Raw genomic sequence first — 21,658 nt, 5'->3', positions numbered from 1 at the left:
CAACGCAAGCGCTTTGCGAAGCAAAGTGAAAAGGCTGAAATACCTTTTCAGCGGGTAGGCCCGCACAAGCGGGGATTCCCGCAGGGATAAGCTTTCGACGGGCTGTTTTTTTATCTAAGATGAAACTTCGCAAGTATTGATATATCACACGGTGCAACCGATTATATGCGTTTCCGGTTTTGGCTTGATTATAGTTTGATATAAAGCAAACGCCGCTGATCAAGCACGGAAGGAATTATTAAGAAAAATTATGATATAATAAATCAGTAAGATACTATATGTTATTATATCATTTTTTTTGTTCGATTTTAACTTTCGTTTAGATATTGTTTTTTTGTTTATTCGTAGGTATAATGCAGTTGATCGATCGATAGTTAATTGAGTATTATAAGGAGTTAAAGTGTATGAAAATAGTATCAAATCAGTTTTGGGTTTATTATGTCAATATGGAAGAAAGAAATAAACTAGATACGCATAAAACGGGAAAATGGATGTATTTTTTTAACGATGTAAAGTTTGCTTCAAAAATTTGCTCATCAGCAGTAGAAAACAAAATTGTTGTTGAAGCAAAACATAGTAATTCTACAAATGGAGTATGTTGTTTTTATTTAAATTGTGATGATGATTTTGTGCATAGAAAAACCATTTCTTTTTTCTTGGACAATAATCTGATTAAAAGGACAAAAGATGGAAAATTGTATAATTTGTCTTTTAAATTAGATGATCAAACGCGAGCCGGACAATATGGGGATGATTTTAAGTCTGATATTAAACTATCGAATTATATAAATTTAGAAACTGGGGAATTTATACAAAGAGAATAGTTGGTTCATATTATGAATGTGTGAATAGTTAAGCGCAATCTTTTTGTGGTATTTTGACGAAAAAGCAGTCCGAGCGGGCTGCTTTTTTTTGCGTGTGACCTGAGGAAATCGAATAGGGAGCCGCAAGCGAAGCGAGTGCTATCTCCCAAAATTCGTACATCCCCTATGCTATAATCCTCTTGTGAAAAGAGGAGGAAGAAGCGATGTGTATCGAAAAAAGAGGAGTCGCGGCGAGAGCGGATATCGAATTGGAATTTTGTTTGACGAAGGAATCTTATAAAAAAGCCTACGAGGAAGACGGCGCGCTTTGGGAAAAGCGCCACGCGAACGAAATGAAGATCTTTCACGAGCTCTTTTTATCCGAAGAGGGGCGGGCTCGGATCGCGGAAGACGTATTTGCGATCAATTTGATCTTTTTCAAAAACAGGAGAAGCTTTTTGAACGGATTTTCCAAAACCGAATTCAGCGGCGAAGAACTTGCGTTTCTGAAAGATCATATTATGGGGAAAAGAGGCAGAGGGGCGCGCAAGGAAAGGAAGATCCCCGTTTTGAGTTTATGATCGGGCGAGTGGAACGAGAGAAAAAAGAGAGCGAAACTCTCGAAAAATAAATTATTCGCGAATTGAAAAATACCGCTTCAAATCCTTTTGCACTTCGACGTGCGATATGATAAACTGCAAATGGGGGAGCGAAATGAAGAAAAGCGGAACCGGAAAAGTTTTTTCTATTCTTGCGATCTTACTGTCGGGCGTTTTATGGGGCGTAATCAGCGTTTTTATTCGTCCGCTTTCCGCCGCAGGGCTTTCCGCGACGCAGATATGCTTCGTTCGCCTTTTGATCGCGGCGCCTGTGTTTTCGCTGGTGACGCTTTGCGTTTCTCCTTCGTTGTTTCGCATTCGCTTGCGCGATATATGGATGTTTCTCGGGACGGGCATTGTAAGCATCGTCCTTTTTAATATCTGCTACTTTTACACGATCATTCATTCCGAAGCCTCGGTCGCCGTCGTCTTGTTGTATACGTCGCCCGTCTTCGTTATGCTGGTCGCCGTCTTCCTCTTTAAGGAAAAAGTTCGCGCGCAAAAGATCGTCGCGCTCGTCATGACCCTCGTCGGGTGTTTGCTCGTCTCGGGCGTGATCGGCTCGGGGGCGGGGCTTCGCCCGATCGTCGCGCTGACGGGGCTTTTATCCGGGCTGTTTTACGCGATGTACAGCGTCTTCGGAAAGCTTGCTTTGAAAAAGTACGACACCCTTACTTTAACGACGTACACCTTTCTTTTCGCATTTATCGGCGCGCTTCCGTTTTCCGACGTTTCAAGCACGTTCGCGATCTTGATCGCATCGCCGAAACTTTGGTGGTGGTGCGCGGGGATCGGGATCTTCTCGACCGCGCTTCCGTTCTTTTTCTACACGGTGGGGTTGAAGAAGGTCGAGCCTTCGCGCGCGTCCATCCTCGCCGCCGTCGAACCTCTCGTCGGTTCGCTCGTCGGGATCGCGTTTTATGGGGAAAGCCACGGGATCTTGAAGATCATCGGGATCGTCTTCGTCGTCGGCGCAATCTTCGTCTTGAATCTTCCGAAGAGGGAAAAGCGAGTCCGCATGCCGAAAGCTGCGGACGATTTGGTGAAAAACGCTCCGATCGCCGCGCCGCAGGACGCGCCGCAAAACGATCTCGCTCAGAATCATCCGATCCCGCATCAATAATTCGCAGTTCCCGAAAGCCTGTTTTCGGGCATCGTTTTCGTAAAGATCGAATATCGATAAAAAAAGCGCGCTTCGCAGTGGAAACGCGCTTTTTCGTTTGGAAACGGCAGACGCTGCTAACAATCCCTCTTTTGATTGACGAAGAAAGAAGCCGTGAGCGCGATCGCGCAAAGGACGAGGGCGACGACGATGCTGCTGACGATTTGTTTCATCGGGACGTTGTATTCCATTAAAGCGACGAGTCTTCCGTCAAGCCAGTAAGAATAGAAGGAGAATTTCTTGGGTTTGATCAGCGTGTCCGCAAGCGTGAGAAGAAGCTCGATTCCCGTCGGTCCGATGATCGAAACCGCGATCGAGCCGCCCGTCTTGCGAATGGCGATCGCGATCGCGAAGAAGATCGCGTGGTAGGTGGCGAGAAGCAAAATGATCGTCAGAATGGAAAGCACGTAGTTTTTTCCCGCCGTTCCGAGTCCGTCGAACATCAGGAGCCCGAGGAAGAATTGCAAAACGCCGACCGTGAAGACGAAACACATACAGCCGATCAGGGAAGAAACGTACTTCGACCAAAAGACGTGCGGACGGGAAAACCCTTTCGAATAGATGTTCTTGATCGTTTCCGCGGAATAGTCTTCCGTCACGAAGATGGAAGCGAAGATCGCGGCGAGCAGGGTATAGTTCGCGGCAAGACTTTTGAGCATGGTAAGCGCGGTCATTTCCCCCGTCGATTCGCCTCCGAGACCTTTGAGGAAGATCTTTTGCGTGGCGGCGAGGAGGAAAACGGCGATTGCGGAAAACGCGACGCAGATATAGAGCGCCTTGGATTTGAAAAGACGGCGCAATTCGAATTTCAATAATTTATTCATAGATGTTTGCCCAACCTTTCGATAAAGTAATCTTCAAAATCGTTATTCGCGACGACGAGCGAACTGACTTTTACGCCGCCCGTGACGAGCGCTTCGTTAATGTCCGCCGCGCGGTCGACCATAGAAGTGACGACGATTTCGCCGTTTGCCGCGCTGAATTCGATCGAGGGGAACGCATCTTTCAAAACGCGTTCCGCTTTGCTCAGGGGATCCGCTTTGATGACGAGCCCTTTGCGGCAGCGGCTTTTGAGATCTTCCGCCGAGACCTCTTCGACGAGTTCGCCGTCGTTGATGATCCCGAAGCGGGTCGCGATCTTTCCGAGCTCGTCCAAAAGATGGCTGGAAATCATAAAGGTGACGCCGCGCTCCTTATTCAGGCGCTGAATGATGTCGCGGATCTCTTTGATGCCGGCGGGATCAAGCCCGTTGATCGGTTCGTCGAGGATCAAAAGCTCGGGATTTCCGAGAAGGGAAAGGGCGATGCCGAGCCTCTGCTTCATCCCGAGGGAGAATGCGCCGACCTTTCGAACGCCGACCTTTCCGAGCCCCACGAGGTTCAAAAGATCACGGATCTCTAGATCCGTCCCACCGTAAAGGATCGAGAAGCGTTTCATATTTTCGAACGCCGTGCAGTTTCTGTAAAGCCCGGGCGCTTCGATCAGGGATCCGATACGCGCGCGTTCCTTATGAAGGTCGCTCGACCCGAAGAGCCGGATCTCGCCCGACGTGGGTTCGAGCATACCGAGGATCATCTTCATCGTCGTCGTTTTGCCCGCGCCGTTTTTGCCGATCATTCCGTAGATATCGCCTTTTTCGACGTGCATTTCGACGTCGTGCGCGGCGACTTTCCGCGGGAATCGTTTCGTTAAAGATTTCGTTTCAATGACGTATTCCATCTTTGCCTCCTGTCTTGAATGACGAACGTTCGTCCGAGTCATTTTACCGAAAGCGCACTCATTTGTCAAGTTTTTTCGACGTTTCGGACGCCCGTCTTTCACCTCACCGCTTTAATGCGTCGAATCGCTTTACTTAGCCGCCTCGTCGTGATAAAATTAAACCATAACTTATCAATAAGGAGAAAGTTTTATGAAGAAGAAAATCATTGCCGCTCTTTTGGTCGTCGCGTTGATCGCGTGTTGCCTCGCCGTTTTCGCTTCCTGCAACGGGAAGAAGACGGATGCAGAGTACATTTTGGATAAAGGAACGCTGATCTGCGGTATCACCCTTTACGAACCGATGAACTATGCGGACGAAGAAGGCGAAATGACCGGTTTCGATACCGAATTCGCCGAGATGGTCTGCGAGAAACTCGGGATCAAAGCGAAATTCCAAGTCATCAAATGGTCGAGCAAAGAGATCGAGCTGAACTCGAAATATATCGACTGCATCTGGAACGGTTTCACCGTTAACGAAGAAAGAAAGCAGAACGTTACCTTCTCGCAAAGCTATTTGAACAACACGCAATGCGTCGTCATCAAGAAAGCGAACGCGGCTCAATTTACCGACAAGGCGAGCTGCGCCGGAAAGCGCGCGGCGGCGGAAGCGGGCAGCGCGGGCGAAGATGCCGCGAACGAAATGAGCGCGACGGTTACTCCCGTTGCGGCGCAGGTCACGGCGTTGACCGAAGTCAAGAGCGGAACCGCGGACTTTGCGGTCGTGGACGTCATCCTCGCGAACAGCATGGTCGGCAAGGGCGATTACGCCGATCTCCAAATCGCGACCGCGATCGAGCTTGAATCGGAAGAATACGCGATCGGGTTCAGAAAGGGCAGCGATATGGCGGAGAAAGTCAATAAGATCATCGACGAGCTTCTCGCGGATCAGAGTAAGCCGCTCGTAAAACTCGCCGAGAAGTACGGCCTCGACGGGCAGCTGATCACGAAGTAAAGATCGTTTCGGACGATTGCGGGGCGGGTTATACACTCGTTCCGCAATTTTGCTTTTACGCCGCCTTTTCGGCGGGAATGAGGTTATCGTGAGTTTTATCGAAGTTACAAAACAACTTCTCAGCGGGTTCGGAACGACCTGCCTGTTATTTATTCTGACGCTCGTTTTCGCGCTGCCGCTCGGACTGATCGTCTGCTTCGGGTCGATGACGCGCTTTAAGCCGCTTCGCTATCTGACGCGCGCTTTTGTCTGGATCATTCGCGGAACGCCGTTGATGCTCCAACTTTTCGTCGTGTTTTACGTCCCGGGGATGCTCTTCGATTCTCCGATCTTCGCGACCATCGAGAACGGAAGATTCGTCGCGGCGCTCATCGCGTTCGTTATCAATTACGCCTGCTATTTCTCGGAGATTTACAGGGGTGGGATCGAAAGCATCAGCAAAGGGCAGTACGAAGCTTGTTCGGTTCTCGGAATGACGAAGACGCAGACTTTTTTCCACGTCGTCCTTCCGCAGGTGGTCAAGCGCATCATCCCTCCGATGAGCAACGAGATCATAACCCTCGTCAAGGATACCTCTCTCGCGCGCGTCATCTCGGTCATCGACGTCATCTTCGCGGCGGAAATGATCCTCTCTTTGAAAGCGTTGCTTTGGCCGCTGTTCTACGCAGGCGCGTTTTATCTTGTTTTCAACGGCATTCTTACGTTGCTGTTCCGTTTCATCGAACGGAAGCTCGACTATTATAAGGTTTAAGGTGGCGGTATGGCGATTCTCGAAGTAAAAGGGATCAAAAAGAATTTCGGCGAGACCGAAGTTTTGAAAGGGATCGATTTTTCGGTCGAAAAGGGCGAAGTCGTCGCGATCATCGGATCGTCCGGAAGCGGCAAGACGACTCTTCTCCGCTGCTTGAATTTTCTTGAATTTTCGGATGAAGGCACCATCACCGTAAACGGGGAGATCCTCTATGACGGCGCGGCGGAAAAATCCGCGAAGAAAAAGATCAAAAACAACGATAAGTTGCTTTGCAAAAAGAGATTGCATTTCGGATTGGTTTTCCAAAATTTCAATCTGTTTCCGCATAAATCCGTTATGGATAACCTTTTGCTTGCGCCGACGCTTCAATATAAAAGCGAACTCCGCGCGGCGAAAAAGGCGGAAAAGCAGGCGGCAAAACGCTTGAAAAAAGCGAAGACCGAAGAAGAAAAGAAAGAGATCGAAGCTTGGCTCTCGGAGAAGACGGCGCTCGATTATAAAAGCGCGGACGAGATCAAATCCAAAGCCGAAGAGACCCTTGCGCGCGTCGGTCTTTTCGATAAGAGAAGAAATTATCCCTGCGAGTTGTCGGGTGGGCAGCAGCAAAGGGTCGCGATTGCGCGCGCCCTCGTTATGAACCCCGATATTCTCTGCTTCGACGAGCCGACCAGCGCGCTCGATCCCGAACTGACGGGCGAGGTCTTGAAGGTCATTCGCGAACTCAAAAGCAGCGATACGACGATGATCGTCGTCACGCACGAAATGGAATTCGCGGAAGACGTCGCGGATAAGATCATCTTTATGGCGAACGGCGTGATCGAAGAAGCGGGAACTCCCGAAGAGGTCTTCAAACACCCGAAAAGCGAAAAGACAAAAGCTTTTCTCGCTTCGAGAAAAACCGTCTGACGGGAAGGGGCGCCGTTCGGCTTGCCGCGAACCGAAAAAAGATAAACGGAAATAAAAAACGGCGGATTGATCCGCCGTTTTTCGTTTGATTTTGCGCCGATTCTTTATTCTTGTTTATCCGTCCCGTCCTTTTCCGTCTCGGACTCTTTCTCTGATTCTTTCTCTGATTCTTTCTCGGATTCTTTCTCGGTCGAAGCGGAAAGGGCTGCGACTTTCTTTTCGGCTTTTTCCGCTTCTTCAATCGCGACTTTGCGCGCGTAGACAAGTTCCGCTTTCCGTTTTCTGCGGCTCGCTCTCGCCTGAACGAAAAGTCCGAACGGGATCTTTTTGATCTTGCAGACGACGAATTTTACGAGGACGTACAACCCGAAGCCCGCGGCGACGAGAAGCGCGTAGGGGATCAGCGCGACGACGACCGTCAAAAGGAATCCGAAAACCTTGCCGATGCTCTTGCCGCTTCCGAAGAAGACTTCGCCGAGCCTTTCCCAATAGCTCGGTTTGCGATACGTCCCTTCTTCGTAGGTCGTGAGGTGGACGGTGCTGTAATCGGCGTCGTTTTTATATCCCGTGATATCACGGTTATAGCGGTCGATCTCGGCGGCGGTTTCGAGGATCTTGTCCGTCACTTTGATCGTCTCGTCCAAGGTGGTCGCTTTCGGGAGAAGCGCTTCAAGCGCGGCTTTTTTCGCGACGAGCGCGTCGCGTTCCGCCACGGCGTTAACGTAGCGTTCGGTGATATCGTAGCTTTCGACCGTCTTTTCGTTCGTCTCTCCGAGGGTCGAAACGGACGCTAAGAATTCCGAGAGCTTAACGGTCGGAACGCGCATCGTGTAGCGGCAGACGCCGCTTTGCCTTTCCGAGGAACTCTCCTGCCATCCGTCTGCGGCGGTCAGAGCGTCCGAAAGGTCGGAGGCGGCTTGTTTCTGATCTTTTACGGTCAGATCGACCCGAACCGTGTAGACGATCAGTCGATCTTCGGTAACGACGATCTTGCCGCCGACGTTGCTTCCCGAGGCGTTTGGCGCGGGATCGATCCCCGAATCGTATTTCTCCGCGGAGCGTGAGCAGGCGAATGCGCATGCCGCAAGCGCGATAAGAAGGATCGAAATCAAAAGGATTCTCAAAACTTTGTTCTTCATAAGACACCTCGCAATAAAAGTGTAATGCTATTATAACACTTTTATACGAGCCGTTCAAGAGGGGAGGATAAAACCCTCAGCGAAATTGCTCGATAACGGTCGGATCCACGCGCCTGCCGGAGATGAATCTTTTCTTCCAATTTTCGTCTTTCGTCAGAGAGACGGGACCGCCGTTCGCGCTGTAACATTGAAGAAGCCGCCCGCCTCCGAGATAAAGAACGACGTGCGAGATCTTTCCGTTCGCGCCTGTGAAATAGATGTCGCCGCGAGAAAGGGAAGCGTAATCGCGGATCGTCTTCCCCACGGTGAAATCCGCTTGACTGCCCGTGTAATCGCCGAGCTTTACGCCCGCGCCTATGTAAAAGCAGTATTGAACGAACGAGGAGCAATCGAAGGACTTCCCCGTAAAGTAGGGGTTTTCTTTCCCGCCCGCGAGGACGCGCGGCGCGCCCCACTCATAGGGCGTGCCGAGTTTTTCCAGCCCGGCTTCGACGACGCGCTCGATCACGCGGTTCGTTTTCGCGCGGAAGGCGTATGCGCTCGAAAGATAGCCGACGCGCTCTCCCGTCCAAACCGCGAACCAGCCCCCTTCTTCCCAAAGATAGGGAAGGGATCGCCCCGCGGGGAGCGACGCAAACGCGGCGTAATTCGTCCCCGCGCCTTTTCGGACGTTGACGCTTGCGGTCGCGACCGCGGCTTCGTAGGGCGCGTAAGAGCTTTCGGGATAAGAGAAGGAGAACGCGGGTTCGGCGGGAGCGGGAGACTTTTCTTCCGATCGCCGCTCTTCGCTCGGTCCTTCCTCTCGCGTTTCGGGTTCGGTCGGTTCCGCGTCTTCGATCGGGTTTTCGGTTGTTTCTTCGGACGTTTCTTTGGGCGGGTTTTCGTCCGTCGGTTCGATCCGATCGGGAGCGATCGCGTCTTCGATCGCTTCACCGCGCGAAGTGGATCTTTCCTCGCAAAAGGGCGGCGGACCCGCCGAAAGATCGGGCGCGCAGCCGAAAAAAGAAAAGAGAAAAAAGAAGATCGCGGTGATCGCGACAAATAGGGAAATCGTTCGTTTCATAAGCACCACGATCTATTATAAATGAAAAAGCCTTTGCTTTTCGGCTCCAAATCTTGGAAAAAGGGATTGACGGATACTAACTTGTGTAATATAATAGTCCTACACACTTGATAAGGAAAAGGTAAAATTATGTCGTTAAAACACGGATTATTGGGTCTTTTGACGCTGCGTAAGTCTTCGGGATACGATCTTTCCAAGCTGTTTCAGGAGTCTTTGAGCTATTTTTGGGTGGCGAATCAAAGCCAGATCTACCGCGAACTCGATAAGATGGAAGAGCTCGGATGGGTCGTCTCTTCCAAAGTCGAGCAGGACGCCCGCCCGAATAAAAGGGTGTACGCGATCACGAAAGAGGGCAACGCGGAACTCATTCGCTATTTGAAAGACGATAGCGCGGAAGAACTCGGCGTCGTCCGCAATCCGCTTTTGATGAAACTTTTCTTCTCTTCGATGGTGGATCGGGAGTACGCGATTCGTCTTCTCGAAAACTATCGCGAAGTCTGCTATAAGGCGATGGAAGAGGTCAAGGCGCAGGTCGCGGAGATCGGCGAGCCCGAGGAGAGTGCGGCGAAGCCCGCTTATTGGCTGTATTCCACGAACTATTCCGTGGCGTATTACGAATTCCAAATCAAATGGATCGACGAGACGGTCGCTCGGATCCGTTCGCTCAAATAGAGACTTTTTATCGTATTCGCACAAACTGATATCGTATGGCGGCTGAAAGCAAGGAACGGACGCTTTTGCGTCTCGGCAAATGGTATTTGACGGAATATTCCGTTTTCAAGACGGAAGAGTTTTCGCTCGCCACCAAACGCCTTTCTTCCGTCAACGAGACTTTGACGCTTCTTGCGTTCGCCGCTTTGAAGCAAGGGCTTCGCGAGGGATGCTTCGTCTTTCACGGGGGAAAGGTCAGTTTGTACGCTCGTCTGTTTCCGTCTTTCCGCGGGTCTCGCGGATCGGCGGTCGTTTTTTATAAATTCGCGTCTTACCCCGTGACCGCGGCGCATGATCCGCGCTTGAAAAATCTGACGGAGTTTTATGCGGAGAGGATCCCCGTTTGCTCTTTTCCGACCGAAAAATTATATCGCGTGTTCGCGCTCGAAAGCGATCTCCCGCTTCCCGACGAACGCCAGCGCGCCCTTCTTTCGATCGAGGATAAAAACGTCCTCGTTCAGGGAATCGCGGGCAGCGGAAAGACCAATCTCTGCATCGAGAAGATCCTTTTCGCCGCGGCGGAAAGTTACGGCGGGAAGACGCTGTACACGACCTTTTCCCGCGGTTTGCTTCTCGACGTAAAAAAGAAAGTCGATTCTTATCTCGAAGCCTTGAAAAGGCTTGTGCGCTCGATGGAAAAGGGAGAAGTGGAGCTCGGGGCTTCGGAAAGCGTCGCGCTGACCGCCCTTCTCGGCGCGCCCGTTTCTTCGCTCGAAGAAGCGTTGCCGCAGCTTAAACGGATGATCCTGTATCTCGAAGAAAAGGTGGACTATCTTCTGATCGAGGACGCCTACCGCGCCGCGTTCGGCGAGACGGAATTCTCGGACGAAAGAGATTTTTCCGCCTTTCTCCGCGACCTGAAAAACTATAACCTTTTGAATCGCTATAAGAAGATCGCGATCTCGGAAGAGATCCTGTATAAGGAGATCTACGGGTTTCTCTTCGGGAAGAAAGAAGGGCGCGGTTTTTCGAGAGAGGACTACGCCGCGCTGAGAAAAGGCGCGTTTACGAAAGAGGAGGCTTCCTTTATCTTCGATCTCGCGTCGGAGTATCGGGAGTATCTTTCTTCCTCGGGGAAGATCGACTTGAACCTCGCTTCGGAGCGGCTCGCGGAAGCGACCCGAATCCCCGCGTACTCTCTCGCGGTCATAGACGAGGTGCAGGATTTTACCGAGGCGCAACTCGCCTTTTTCCGAAAAGCGGCGATCAAACTTTTCTGCGTGGGCGACGCTTCGCAGATGGTCAATCCCGCCTATTTTTCCTTCGCGCGGCTCAAAGACTTTTTGTATAAAAAGGACGTGACCGAAGTCAAGGAACTCAAATACAACTATCGAAACAGCCGTGAGATCGCTTCCGTCGCGCACGCGCTTTCCGAGCTCAATCGCTCGATCTTCGGCTCACACGGTTTTATTTTGAACGCCGAAGCCGTCTCTTCGGAAGAGGGCGCGTTCGCCGTCGCTTTCAAAACGGGGTCGTTCCTTTCGCTGATAAGCAAGGAAAAGACGGATAACTTTACGATCGTCGTCGCCACGAAGGAAGAAAAGGAAAAACTCCGCGCGCTTTTGCCCGGGAAGGAGATCCTGACCGTCTCGGAGATCAAGGGGCTCGAACGCGACACCGTCGTCCTCTATAACGTCCTTTCCGTCAATAAGGATCGATTCGCTCGCCTCGCGCGCACTGAGATCGACCGAAAGACGGCGGATGAGAACAGCGTCTATCGCTATTACTTCAATTTGTTTTACGTCGGCGTTTCCCGCGCGCGCCGCCATCTTTTCGTCGCGGAGGACGGCGAGATCCCTTTATTCGGGGATTTTATGAAAAAGAATTTTACGACTTTGACGGCGGAAGAAGCGGCGGAAAAGATCCGAAAGACGGTCGGAAGCACCCTCGTGGAGCAGGAAGAGTACGCCCGCCGCGCCGACGAATTCAAGAAGCGCGGGCAGTATGAGAACGCGTTCCAAGCGGCGGCGGCTTTGATCAACGACGCGGAAAGGGAAAAAACCGTCGCGGAGATCGAGATCTGGCGCGACTTCATTTCCCGCGGCGACTACGCAGGCGCGGGGCTGGCTTTCTGGGAGAAAGGATATATCCCCGAAGCGAAAGACGCGTTTGACGTCGGCGGGGAAAAAGAACTTTCCGACCTCGTCTCCGCAATGGAAGAAGGCGAGGGCGGCGAAAAGCTCGATTATCGGATCCTTCGCTTTTATGATAAACTCAAAGACAATCGCGCGGCGAGGAAAGTCTTCGACGCGGTTTTGAAAAAGGATGCGCTTTACTTAAAAGAGGCGCACGAATCGATCGGAAAAGCCCTCAGGGCGGAAAAGAAAAAGGAGAAGAAAGATGGAAGACGTTAAATCTCTTGTCGAGGCGTTTAAGGAATATCGCGACCTCTTGACCCCCGTCACGGAAAACCTGCGCGAATTCGCGGATACCTACGATTCTCTGAAAGGGGATATCGGAAGGCTTTCGGAGGCGTTCGAGGGGGACGTTACGGGTAATCTCGACCGCATTTACAAGACCTTGACGAAGGAAGCGGAAAAGGCGCAGAGCCTTTCTCACGAGATCGACGCGTTTCTTTCCCGCAGCGAGAAGTACGAGGCGCAACTCGAAAAACTCTCCGCGACGTTTGAAAAGCTCGACGGGACGCTTTCCTCTCTTTCCAAACTGGAATCCGACGCGGAAGAGCAGATCGGAAAGCTGGAAAGTACGCTCGACGAAAAGCGCAAGAATTATAATTTGAAAGAGCTTGAAAGGACGGTCGCTTCTTATAATGCGGGCGTGACGAGGGTCGCGGACTTCATCAATAAGGACGTAGCCGCCGCGCTCAGCGAGAATTCCGACAAACTCAATTCGATCAAAGGCTCGTTCTCCGCGCTTGAAGAAGGCGTCAAGAAGGAGAATAAGAGTTTGGAAGAGCTTGCGGCTTCTTACGCCGCGACGTCCGATCTCCTTCGCAAAATCACCGAAGGAGAGAAGGTGAACGAAGAATATATTTTCGACGTCTTGGATAAGTGGGCGGCGGATCGCGGAGTGAAAAGGAAAAAATAATGGACGGGGAAAAGGCGAAACGAATTTTGGAATGCGTGAAAAAGGACGACGCATCGTCCTTCGGCGCTCTTGCGGACGCCGAAGTTTTTTCCGTTACGTTCGATCGTTTTCCTCTTCTTTCTTTGTGTTATCTGTTCGGCGCGCGCAAGATCGTCAAAGCCTATCTCGACCCGATGATGAAAGCGTCCGGGGAGATCCCCTGCGGACGGGACGAGGAAGCGGACGAGCGCTTTATCAAAGCGGCGGGAAAAGCCGCGCGCTACTTTACGAGCGAGAAAGTCGGTCCGCTTGAAATGCTCGCGATCCTCGGAGAGAGGAAAAAACTCAAAAAACTCTATGCGGTCTATCCCCGCGCGGAAAAGCATTTGAACGCGATCAGCAGGATCTATTATACCCGTCTCGGCGAAAACATCGTCGTAAAAGGAGAGGAACTTATTCTTCCCGCGGAACCGATGACTTTTTCGGAAAAGAGGCGTTCGGAGATCGCCGCGACAGTCCTTTTGTCGCTCGGCGTCCTGATCGCTTGCGTAACGGCGTTCGCGACCGTGTTTTTCGGAACGGGCAAAGGCATCTCGTATAAAGTCCGAACCGAAGGCGAACTCGTCGCGGCGCTGTCCGCGGGCGGCTCCGTCCGTCTCGAACGGACGATCACCGTCTCGAAGACACTTGCGGAAAGTCGCGCGAAGATCGACGGAAACGGAAATACGATCCGACTCAAAGCCCCTCTTTTCGAGACCTTTTCGGGTGAAATGGAAAACTTGAATTTTTTGCTTGAAAAGGAATATCAAGGCGGCGGCGTTATCGGCAAAAACGAAGGGAAGATCGCCGTGGTCGCGGTCGCCACTGACGAGCTAACGCTCGGGAAAGAGAAAGAGTTTCAATCACTTCTCGCGGATGAGAACGCAGGCGTCATCGATTCCTGTAACGTGATGTATTATCTTACGATCGGCGGGGAAGAAGGCGGCAACTGCTATTTCGGAGCGGTTTGCGGGAAAAACACGGGAACCTTGAACGGCTGTCGTTCGGAAGGCATCGTAAACGCTCTGAACGCGGATGTCGCGGGGATCGTCGGGTATAACGACCGCGGGGGCACGGTGTCGGACGTTTACGCGAACGCGATCCTGACCGAGACCTCTTCTTTGAAAGAATGGAATCCGAACGTCGCGGGGATCGCGGTGGAGAACGCGGGTGCGATCTATCAAGCGGAGAACGCGGGGAAGATCTCTTCCGCCCTGAATGCGCCCGAACTTACGGAAAACGATCGGATTTCCGTCGCGTATGCGGCGGGCGTCGTCTGCGTAAACGTCGGCAGCGTCGAAAAATGCAGAAATAAAGGGGCGATCTCTTCCGCCGCCGCAAACGGTTTCGCCTATGCGGGCGGGATCGTCGCGGTGAATTCGATCGATTCTTTGTACGCTTCGGCGAGTTCGGTCGAAGAATGCGTCTCGGAAGGGACGGTTACCGCCGAAAGCGAATCGCATAACGCGTACGCGGGCGGGATCGCGGCTTGGAACGCCCAAGGATGCCGCATTTCGAGGACGCGCCAAACCGAAGCGGTCAAGGCGGAGAGCAAAGCGGAGAACGGCTTCTCGTTCGTGGGCGGGATCGTCGGATATAATGCGGGAGGCGCGGAAAAGAGCGTTTATACCGCCGCCGTTCAAGAACATTCGGGAACGGTTATTTCGGGCGCGATTTGCGGGCTCGTCTATCTCCGCGGCGGATTTTTATCCGATTACACGATCTCTCTCGGGAGCAACGCCTTTTTGAGGAAAGAGGGCGAACCGTCGATGGTGAGCGGCGCGATCGTCGCCGAGTACGGATATCGCAATTTGCGCTCCGGAACGATCTATTCGCAATACGCTTTCGAAGAGCAGGTAAAAGCGGATTCGACGAGCAAAGAATTGAAAACCGAGATTGAGACCTATTATTTGCCTCTTCTCGATTCCGGCGCAACCGCCTACGATTCGATCGAAAAAATAAAGGAGCTGGATATTTATTTTGAATAATCGGACGCGCGAAAAGGTTTTATTTATCGTCTTACTTTCGATCGCCGCGGCGGCGTTCGTTTGTTTTTCCGTCTTGACCGCGCTTGCGATCGCGGGGGCGGAAAAGGGCGCGTATATCCTTCCGCTGTCCGTCGTGTTGTGGAGCGGCGTTGCTTCTTCGCTCGCGATTCTCGCGATCGGAGCGGTCTTCCTCGTCCGATTGTTGAAAAGTAAAAAATAAAGGGCGAAAGCGTAAAAAAGTGGTATAATAAATCAAGGCGCGATATGACGAAAGTACTGTTGAACGAAAACGACCTTATCGAAAAGGTCAAAAAGAATTATTCGGCTTCGCAATGCGAACAGATTCTTTCCGCGTTCGAATTTGCGAAATCGGCGCACGACGGGCAGCTTCGCTTGTCCGGCGAACCGTACTTCGTGCATCCGTGTCACGTCGCGAATATCTTGATCGATCTCGGGATGGACGCATCTTCCGTCGCCGCGGGATTCTTGCACGACGTGATCGAGGACACTTCCTTTACGAGGGAAGACGTCGTCGCGCGGTTCGGCGAAGAGGTCGCCTCGCTCGTCGAAGGCGTCACGAAACTCAATAAACTGCAATTCAAGAGCAAGGAGCAGGCGCAAGCGGAAAATCTCCGCAAAATGCTTCTCGCGATGGCGAAAGACGTCCGCGTCATCATCATAAAATTCGCCGACAGGCTTCACAATATGCGCTCGCTCGCGTTCAAGCCCGAAGAAGCGCAGAAGTCCATCGCGAAGGAGACGATGGAGATCTACGCGCCTCTCGCCGCCCGTCTCGGTATGTCGCAGGTCAAGGGAGAGCTCGAAGATCTCGCGATGCGCTATCTCTATCCGAAAGAGTACTACGACCTCGTAAACCTGATCGCTTCCAAAAAGGAAGAGAGGGAAACGTTCGTCCGAACGGTCTCGGCGGAACTCTCCGCGAAGCTGGACGAGATGCATATCAAATACGAGATCAACGGGCGCGCGAAACATTTTTACAGCATTTACAGGAAAATGCTTCGCCAGAATTCTTCGATCGACCAGATCTACGATCTCGTCGCGGTTCGAATCATCGTGGAATCGGTCAAGGACTGCTATAACGTCCTCGGCGTGGTTCACTCGATGTGGACGCCGCTTCCCGGTCGTTTCAAAGATTATATCGCGACCCCGAAAGCAAATAAATATCAATCGCTCCACACGACCGTCCTGAATTCCTACGGCGCGCCTTTCGAGGTCCAAATTCGAACGAAAGAAATGCACCGCCTCGCCGAGTACGGCATCGCCGCGCATTGGAAGTATAAAGACGGACAAAGGGACAAAACGCTCGACGAAAAGATCGAATGTATCCGCGAGGTCATGGCGCTCCACGAAGGGGACGTCGAAGACAGCAAAGAGTACATCAACGCGCTGAAAACCGAAATGTTTAACGACGAGGTCTTCGTCTTTACGCCGCAGGGCGACGTCAAGAACCTGCCCGTCGGGTCGACCGTCGTCGACTTCGCCTACGCGATCCACTCGGACGTCGGCAATAAATGCATCGGCGGAAAGATCAATATGAAGATCGTTCCGCTTTCCACCAAACTCAAAACGGGCGATATTGTCGAGATCACGACGGGGCCCAACGCGAAACCGTCGAGGGATTGGCTGCGCTTCGTCGCCTCGTCGTCTACCAAGGCGAGGATCCGCCAATACTTTAAGCGCACGCTTCGCGAAGAAAACATCCGAATCGGGCGAGATATGCTGATCGCCGCTTGCAAGCGGGCGGGATACAGCGCGAAAGAACTCATGGTGGACAGCTGGATCTACGAGACCGCGGAAAAGCAGTCTTTTTCCTCCGCGGAAGACGTCCTCGCCGCAGTCGGTTACGGCGAACTCAAAACAAAACAGATCATCGATAAGCTCGTCCATCGCTATCAGCAGACCGTTCCGAAAGAGCAGCAACTCAAACCGCAGACCGCGAAACGCGCGAAGAGCGAAAGCGGCGTCTTGATCGACGGAGAGGACGGGATGCAGATCCATATGTGTAAATGTTGCAACCCGCTCCCCGGCGACGATATCATCGGCTACGTCACCCGCGGCAGAGGGATCAACGTCCACCGCGCGGACTGCGTCAACGTCGCGACGCTTGAAAAAGATCGCTTGATCAAAGCCGAATGGTCGGGCGTGGCGGCGGGCAAGTTCTCCGCGTCGCTGACCGTCTTCGCCACGAGTACTTCGGCGATCAACCAAGTCACCGAGGTTTTCATCGGAATGGGGATCGACCTTTCGCAAATGAATGCGAGCGTGGATAAGGATAAAAACGTAAAGATCGAAGTAACGGTCGAGCTCGCGGACAGAGAGGAACTCACCGCCGTTAAAAACAAACTCGCCGCGATCAAGACGGTGACGGATGTTAAGAGAGGGTAAAATGGTATCGGTCAAACGAGTCGAAACGAAAAAAGAAGCGCGCGCGTTCGTAAACTTTCCCTTAAAACTCTATGAGGGGAATCCTTACTACGCGCCTCTTTTTTACGCGGACGAGCTGAAATTGCTGAGCGAAAAGACGAATATTTACGGCGATTATACCGAAAGCGCCTTTTTCCTCGCGAGGGACGAAAAGGGCAAGGTCGTCGGTAGGATCGGCGCGATCGTCAATTACGCCGATATCGAAAAGACGGGCGTAAAAAGCGTCCGTTTTACGAGGTTGGACGCGATCGACGATTTTTCCGTTTTCGCCGCGCTGTTTGAGGCCGTCGAGACCTACGCGAAAGAAAAGGGGATCTTTTTGATCCAAGGTCCGCTCGGCTATAACGATCTCGATAAGGAAGGGCTTTTGATCCAAGGGTTCGACCTTCCGGAGAATTACGGCGGCGTCTATAACTATTCCTATTATCAAACTCATATCGAAGCGCTCGGTTACGAAAAAGCTTTCGATTGGCTCGAACGCCGTTTGAAAGTCCCCGCCGAGGTGGACGAACGCTATCAAAGGACCGCGGAACTCGTCGCGAAAAAGTACGGGTTTCACGAGCTCGTCGAAGATAAGATGAAGACGAAAACGCTTCTCGATCGCTTCGCGGAGGGGATCTTCCGCTTGGTGGACGAGGCGTATGAAAAATTGCACGGCACCGTTCCTTTGACCGAGAACGCGAAAAAATCTTTGCTCGACGGTTTGAAATTCATTATTAAGGCGCGCTATCTTTCCTGCGTCGCGGATCGCGACGGGAATATGATCGCGTTCGGCTTGATGCTCCCTTCGATCGGCGGCGCGCTGAATCGGAGCAAAGGAAAACTCTTCCCGACGGGGATCTTTCACTTTTTGACCCTTCTTTTCAAAAAGACGACCGAACTCGAAATGGCGCTCATCGCCGTTAAGCCCGAGTTTCAAAACAGCGGCGTAAACGCGATGGTCGTGACCCGCCTTTGGAAAAACGTGATCGAGGACGGGATCTTCGAGCTCGAATCCAACGCGAACCTCGAAGATAATTCCGAGATCAATAATTTTATGAATAAGTTCAAAGGTGGAGATGTTATCCACAAACGCCGTAGGTGCTATAAGCGAGAACTCGTATAATATCGGCTTTGTCTATCGCGCAGCTGCTTCGTTGACTGCCTTCGGTTCCGCGCAGTTGCGTACAAGGAGTACGCGCCTGCGCGTCCCCTCGGCGAGCCTCGCATCTGCTATCCGATCCAAAGCCGTTTGATTCGGAAGAATAAAGTGATCGGACGGATAGGGAATGGCGTATTGCATTTTTTGAGAAATAGTTTAATATTGGAAAAACGGGCGTTCGGTTTTGCCGAACGCCCGCTTTTTCGATCAGACTTTTTTGCTGATGACCGCGCCGGTCGTGGGATCCAAGAGGAGCGCCCAGTAGTCCGAGGGGGATTTGATAAAGGAGACGTAATAGTAATAGGGCGAGTCGTCCGTCGCCATCGCGTTGACGAGTTTGACGTAGATCTCGCGAGGCAGCGCGCCGGTGTCGCTTTCTTCCTTGATCGCGTCCTTAAATTCCGTTTCGGCGATCTTGACGATCTCTTTCCAAGTCAGCGCGCCATCCAGCTTGTTTTGAAGCTCGATCGCGCTTTCCAGAATGTCCTGCGCGACGATCTTGACCGAAGTGATCTTTCCGATCGTCTCGATATTGTCGATCTCCGCCGTAAAACTCGCGCCGATGACGTCCTTTTCGAGGTCGCCCGTCTTTTCTCCGCTTTCTCCGATCAGGACGTAGGTATAGACGTTATTGAAAAGCGACGAGGTCAGCGGCGTTACGGTTAAGGTCGCGAAGCGTGCGAGTTCGCCGACTTTTCCGTCCGCCACGATGAGTTTCTCGGATTCGCCCGTCGTCAGGTTCGCGGTGAAGTCTTCGTTTGCGCCGACGTAGACGCCGTCGTGATAGGTGCTGACGAGTTTTTCGAGCCCTTCTTTTTTCGGCGCGGAAGATTTTTTCCCGCAAGAAGCGAGAGCGAAAAGACAGGTCAAGGTCAATAAGGCTGCGAGCGCGATAAAAAATTTCTTTTTCATATTGTTCTCCCCGATTGAAATGTAATAGAGCTTATGCGCGCCGTCGTTTCTTTATGACGAGCGCGATTTGACTTGATAAATAAGGAGAAAAACTTTATAATAAAACTATGATACACGGAAACGTTACGGGCGTTAAACGCGCGCTCCTTTGGGGGCTGGAAAAGCATCTCGGTTTTACCGATAAAAGTTCCTTCGTCAGCGAAGAGACGATCTCTCTTCTCGCGGATTTTACGAAAGCCACGGGAAAGGAGATCTCCGCTTATATTTCGCGGTCGGGGCGCGTCGAGGCGATCGCGGTGGGCGATAGCGTCAAAGTCGAAGTCTTGCCACTCGGCAAACGCCGCGGCGAACGCTCGCTTTCCGGGATCCGCGTGATCCACACCCATCCGAACGGCGTCGCGCGCCTTTCCGAAGCCGATCTTTCCGCCTTAAAGGAAATGAAGTACGATTGCGTGGCGGCGATCGGCGTGTCGAATGAGGGCGCGAAAAAAATGCAGGTCGGCTATTTCGGCGCGACGGGATTGATCCTTACGGACGTCGATCTTTCTTCCGTCGATCACGACGATCTTTTATCCCGCATCATCGAGAACGATCGAGTCGGTAAAAACAAAGGGAGCCGAGAGACCGTCGAAATCAATAACCGTTGCCTGACGGTCGGGATCGGGGACGAAGAATCTTTGTACGAGCTTAAACGCCTCGCGGAGACCGCAGGCTACGAGCCCGTCGGAAAAATCAGCCAAAAGCGGAGCGCCGTCGATTCGACCTTCTTCGTCGGAAGCGGCAAGATCGACGAGATCAAAATGGAAGCGCAGATCAAAAACGCCGCCGTCATTTTGTTCGACGCGCCCTTGAACGCGATCCAACACGCGGCGATTTCCGAACGATTAAATCGAAAGGTCGTCGACCGCGGGACATTGATTCTCGAAATCTTCGAGAAGCACGCGACGACCGCCGAAGGGCGTTTGCAGGTCGAACTCGCGCGCTTGAAGTACACGCTTCCGCTTCTCGTCGGGCAGGGCGAAAGTATGAGCCGCCAGCGCGGCGGGTTATACGCGATGGGCGGATCGGGCGAAACCAAACTCGAAACGGATCGCCGTCATATCCGTAAGCGCATTTCCGAGCTTTCGGAAAAGCTAAAAGCCCTCGAAGAAGGGAGAGACCTTCGGAGAAAGAGGAGAAAGCAGACGGGCGTAAAAAGCGTCACGATCCTCGGCTATACGAACGCGGGCAAGAGCACTTTGATGAACGCGATCGCGCGCGCGGACGTCCTCGCGGAGAATAAACTCTTCGCGACGTTGGACAGCGTCAGCCGAAACGTTTGGACGGAAAAGGGCAGCTACGTCCTGACCGATACGGTCGGCTTTATCCGCAACCTGCCGCATACCTTCGTCGAAGCCTTTAAGTCGACGTTGGACGAAGTCCGTTACGCAGATCTTCTCCTTCACGTCGTGGACGCGTCCTCTCCCGAAATGGAGTCGCAGATCAAGACGGTCGAAGAAGTCGTCAAAGAGATCGGCGCGGAAAACGTCCCGATGATTACGGTCTATAACAAAGCGGATAAGGCGGAAAAAGTGCCGGGAAATCTATATGTCAGCGCGAAATTCGGCGACAATTTGCCCGCCTTGAAAGCGCTGATACAGGAAAAACTTTTCGGAAGCGAGGTTGAAAATGAAAATCAAGATCAAGAAACTCTGTGAAAATGCGGTTCTCCCGACCTACGGCTCTGCGGGAGCGGCGGGCGCGGATCTGTACGCTTGCTTGGATAAAGAAGAACTTTCGATAGGGAAAGGCGAGACGGTCCTCGTCCGAACGGGCATTCAAATGGCGATCCCGGAAGGGTACGTCGGGCTCGTGTATGCGCGGAGCGGGCTCGCGTCCAAGAGGGGGCTCGCGCCCGCGAATAAGGTCGGGGTCATCGATTCCGATTACCGCGGCGAGATTCTCGTCGCGCTTTATAATCAATCGGGCGCCGCGCAAACGGTCAAAAACGGCGAACGTATCGCGCAAATCGTCATCGCGCCCTATCTCAAAGCGGATTTCGAGGAATCGGATTGCTTGGAAGAAACGGAAAGAGGAGAAGGAGGATTCGGATCCACCGGAAGATGAGCGCAAAAGGCGACCTATCTTTCTCTGTTACTCGATAAATAAATGAAAACGGAAGAAATGAGACAATCGAAAAAGAGTATTGCCAAAAGGCTTTGGATCATTTTGGTGAGTATCGCGCTTGCCGTTACCTTTCTCGGCGGGCTGTCCGTCGGGCT

At 52.2% G+C, this 21,658-nt stretch carries 20 protein-coding genes; 15 read left to right on the top strand and 5 right to left on the bottom strand.

All coding sequences use genetic code 11. From position 1 onward, the window contains the following. Window positions 1-404 precede the first annotated feature (404 nt). The 3 genes from K5753_03690 (at window position 405) to K5753_03680 (ending at window position 2,525) form a co-directional block, all read left to right on the top strand. A complete protein-coding gene (locus K5753_03690) occupies window positions 405-824 on the top strand; it encodes a hypothetical protein (protein MCR4726303.1) in 420 nt (139 codons plus the stop codon). A 203-nt stretch (window positions 825-1,027) separates the two neighbouring features. Beyond that, window positions 1,028-1,384, top strand: a complete 357-nt coding sequence (locus K5753_03685; GenBank protein MCR4726302.1) for a hypothetical protein — start codon at window positions 1,028-1,030, stop codon at window positions 1,382-1,384. 133 nt (window positions 1,385-1,517) lie between these two features. Then, window positions 1,518-2,525: a DMT family transporter gene (locus K5753_03680; protein MCR4726301.1), complete on the top strand. Its 1,008-nt coding sequence runs from the start codon at window positions 1,518-1,520 to the stop codon at window positions 2,523-2,525. 116 nt (window positions 2,526-2,641) lie between these two features. Here the strand turns inward: K5753_03680 and K5753_03675 are convergent, their stop codons facing one another. Both K5753_03675 and K5753_03670 read right to left on the bottom strand, forming a co-directional pair. Next, a complete protein-coding gene (locus tag K5753_03675; GenBank protein MCR4726300.1) occupies window positions 2,642-3,388 on the bottom strand; it encodes an ABC transporter permease in 747 nt (248 codons plus the stop codon). Next, window positions 3,385-4,284, bottom strand: coding sequence for an ATP-binding cassette domain-containing protein (locus K5753_03670; protein MCR4726299.1), 900 nt, complete (start codon window positions 4,282-4,284; stop codon window positions 3,385-3,387). Before K5753_03670 ends, K5753_03675 begins: the two co-directional genes overlap by 4 nt. A 190-nt stretch (window positions 4,285-4,474) precedes the next feature. Between K5753_03670 and K5753_03665 the strand changes: the two genes are divergently transcribed. The 3 genes from K5753_03665 to K5753_03655 all read left to right on the top strand — a co-directional run bounded on the left by K5753_03665 (window position 4,475) and on the right by K5753_03655 (window position 6,932). Further along, entirely contained in the window at window positions 4,475-5,275 is an 801-nt protein-coding gene (locus tag K5753_03665) for a transporter substrate-binding domain-containing protein (protein ID MCR4726298.1), read from the top strand. An 85-nt stretch (window positions 5,276-5,360) separates the two neighbouring features. Then, window positions 5,361-6,026, top strand: a complete 666-nt coding sequence (locus K5753_03660; GenBank protein ID MCR4726297.1) for an amino acid ABC transporter permease — start codon at window positions 5,361-5,363, stop codon at window positions 6,024-6,026. A 9-nt stretch (window positions 6,027-6,035) separates the two neighbouring features. Further along, window positions 6,036-6,932: an amino acid ABC transporter ATP-binding protein gene (locus K5753_03655; protein ID MCR4726296.1), complete on the top strand. Its 897-nt coding sequence runs from the start codon at window positions 6,036-6,038 to the stop codon at window positions 6,930-6,932. A 104-nt stretch (window positions 6,933-7,036) separates the two neighbouring features. Here the strand turns inward: K5753_03655 and K5753_03650 are convergent, their stop codons facing one another. Both K5753_03650 and K5753_03645 read right to left on the bottom strand, forming a co-directional pair. Continuing rightward, on the bottom strand, window positions 7,037-8,071 hold the full coding sequence (locus K5753_03650) for a DUF4349 domain-containing protein (GenBank protein MCR4726295.1): 1,035 nt from the start codon (window positions 8,069-8,071) through the stop codon (window positions 7,037-7,039). 76 nt (window positions 8,072-8,147) lie between these two features. After that, window positions 8,148-9,134 carry a C40 family peptidase gene (locus K5753_03645; protein ID MCR4726294.1) on the bottom strand — a complete coding sequence of 329 codons (987 nt, stop codon included), beginning with the start codon at window positions 9,132-9,134 and terminating at the stop codon, window positions 8,148-8,150. A gap of 129 nt (window positions 9,135-9,263) precedes the next feature. Between K5753_03645 and K5753_03640 the strand changes: the two genes are divergently transcribed. The 7 genes from K5753_03640 to K5753_03610 are packed head-to-tail and all read left to right on the top strand — an operon-like array spanning window position 9,264 to window position 18,449. Next, a complete protein-coding gene (locus K5753_03640) occupies window positions 9,264-9,806 on the top strand; it encodes a PadR family transcriptional regulator (GenBank protein MCR4726293.1) in 543 nt (180 codons plus the stop codon). 35 nt (window positions 9,807-9,841) lie between these two features. Further along, complete coding sequence (locus tag K5753_03635; GenBank protein ID MCR4726292.1) at window positions 9,842-12,199, top strand: hypothetical protein; 2,358 nt, start codon at window positions 9,842-9,844, stop codon at window positions 12,197-12,199. After that, complete coding sequence (locus K5753_03630) at window positions 12,186-12,893, top strand: hypothetical protein (protein ID MCR4726291.1); 708 nt, start codon at window positions 12,186-12,188, stop codon at window positions 12,891-12,893. The genes K5753_03635 and K5753_03630 overlap by 14 nt, the downstream gene beginning before the upstream one ends. Beyond that, window positions 12,893-14,899 carry a hypothetical protein gene (locus tag K5753_03625; protein MCR4726290.1) on the top strand — a complete coding sequence of 669 codons (2,007 nt, stop codon included), beginning with the start codon at window positions 12,893-12,895 and terminating at the stop codon, window positions 14,897-14,899. Before K5753_03630 ends, K5753_03625 begins: the two co-directional genes overlap by 1 nt. Next, complete coding sequence (locus K5753_03620) at window positions 14,892-15,119, top strand: hypothetical protein (protein MCR4726289.1); 228 nt, start codon at window positions 14,892-14,894, stop codon at window positions 15,117-15,119. The genes K5753_03625 and K5753_03620 overlap by 8 nt, the downstream gene beginning before the upstream one ends. Window positions 15,120-15,163: 44 nt before the next feature. Next, the gene (locus K5753_03615; protein ID MCR4726288.1) at window positions 15,164-17,305 is read left to right on the top strand and encodes a bifunctional (p)ppGpp synthetase/guanosine-3',5'-bis(diphosphate) 3'-pyrophosphohydrolase; all 2,142 of its coding nucleotides are present in this window, start codon (window positions 15,164-15,166) and stop codon (window positions 17,303-17,305) included. Between the two features lies 1 nt (window position 17,306). Continuing rightward, complete coding sequence (locus K5753_03610) at window positions 17,307-18,449, top strand: N-acetyltransferase (GenBank protein ID MCR4726287.1); 1,143 nt, start codon at window positions 17,307-17,309, stop codon at window positions 18,447-18,449. Window positions 18,450-18,692: 243 nt separating this feature from the next. On the opposite strand, the gene K5753_03605 is transcribed toward K5753_03610, so the two are convergent. Further along, entirely contained in the window at window positions 18,693-19,397 is a 705-nt protein-coding gene (locus tag K5753_03605) for a hypothetical protein (GenBank protein ID MCR4726286.1), read from the bottom strand. Between the two features lie 107 nt (window positions 19,398-19,504). Between K5753_03605 and hflX the strand changes: the two genes are divergently transcribed. Together hflX and dut are read left to right on the top strand one after the other, a co-directional pair. Beyond that, window positions 19,505-21,094, top strand: a complete 1,590-nt coding sequence (hflX, locus tag K5753_03600; protein MCR4726285.1) for a GTPase HflX — start codon at window positions 19,505-19,507, stop codon at window positions 21,092-21,094. Then, window positions 21,060-21,503 (top strand): dUTP diphosphatase, encoded by a 444-nt coding sequence (dut, locus tag K5753_03595; GenBank protein MCR4726284.1) that lies wholly within the window; start codon window positions 21,060-21,062, stop codon window positions 21,501-21,503. Before hflX ends, dut begins: the two co-directional genes overlap by 35 nt. Window positions 21,504-21,658: the final 155 nt, after the last annotated feature.

It is taken from the genome of Clostridia bacterium (assembly GCA_024685775.1).
GTDB lineage: Bacteria > Bacillota > Clostridia > Christensenellales > CAG-1252 > CAG-1252.
The sequence above is the reverse complement of the archived record's forward strand: the minus strand, read 5'-3'. Positions and strand labels throughout refer to the sequence as shown.

Excerpts from the sequence above, each read along its gene's own strand:
- K5753_03675 (MCR4726300.1), bottom strand. The coding sequence starts at position 3,388 with ATGAATAAATTATTGAAATTCGAATTGCGCCGTCTTTTCAAATCCAAG.
- K5753_03640 (MCR4726293.1), top strand. The coding sequence starts at position 9,264 with ATGTCGTTAAAACACGGATTATTGGGTCTTTTGACGCTGCGTAAGTCT.
- K5753_03665 (MCR4726298.1), top strand. The coding sequence starts at position 4,475 with ATGAAGAAGAAAATCATTGCCGCTCTTTTGGTCGTCGCGTTGATCGCG.
- K5753_03610 (MCR4726287.1), top strand. The coding sequence starts at position 17,307 with ATGGTATCGGTCAAACGAGTCGAAACGAAAAAAGAAGCGCGCGCGTTC.
- K5753_03690 (MCR4726303.1), top strand. The coding sequence starts at position 405 with ATGAAAATAGTATCAAATCAGTTTTGGGTTTATTATGTCAATATGGAA.
- K5753_03680 (MCR4726301.1), top strand. The coding sequence starts at position 1,518 with ATGAAGAAAAGCGGAACCGGAAAAGTTTTTTCTATTCTTGCGATCTTA.
- K5753_03650 (MCR4726295.1), bottom strand. The coding sequence starts at position 8,071 with ATGAAGAACAAAGTTTTGAGAATCCTTTTGATTTCGATCCTTCTTATC.
- K5753_03645 (MCR4726294.1), bottom strand. The coding sequence starts at position 9,134 with ATGAAACGAACGATTTCCCTATTTGTCGCGATCACCGCGATCTTCTTT.
- K5753_03635 (MCR4726292.1), top strand. The coding sequence starts at position 9,842 with ATGGCGGCTGAAAGCAAGGAACGGACGCTTTTGCGTCTCGGCAAATGG.
- K5753_03625 (MCR4726290.1), top strand. The coding sequence starts at position 12,893 with ATGGACGGGGAAAAGGCGAAACGAATTTTGGAATGCGTGAAAAAGGAC.
- K5753_03615 (MCR4726288.1), top strand. The coding sequence starts at position 15,164 with ATGACGAAAGTACTGTTGAACGAAAACGACCTTATCGAAAAGGTCAAA.
- K5753_03685 (MCR4726302.1), top strand. The coding sequence starts at position 1,028 with ATGTGTATCGAAAAAAGAGGAGTCGCGGCGAGAGCGGATATCGAATTG.
- K5753_03670 (MCR4726299.1), bottom strand. The coding sequence starts at position 4,284 with ATGGAATACGTCATTGAAACGAAATCTTTAACGAAACGATTCCCGCGG.
- K5753_03630 (MCR4726291.1), top strand. The coding sequence starts at position 12,186 with ATGGAAGACGTTAAATCTCTTGTCGAGGCGTTTAAGGAATATCGCGAC.
- K5753_03655 (MCR4726296.1), top strand. The coding sequence starts at position 6,036 with ATGGCGATTCTCGAAGTAAAAGGGATCAAAAAGAATTTCGGCGAGACC.
- hflX (MCR4726285.1), top strand. The coding sequence starts at position 19,505 with ATGATACACGGAAACGTTACGGGCGTTAAACGCGCGCTCCTTTGGGGG.
- K5753_03605 (MCR4726286.1), bottom strand. The coding sequence starts at position 19,397 with ATGAAAAAGAAATTTTTTATCGCGCTCGCAGCCTTATTGACCTTGACC.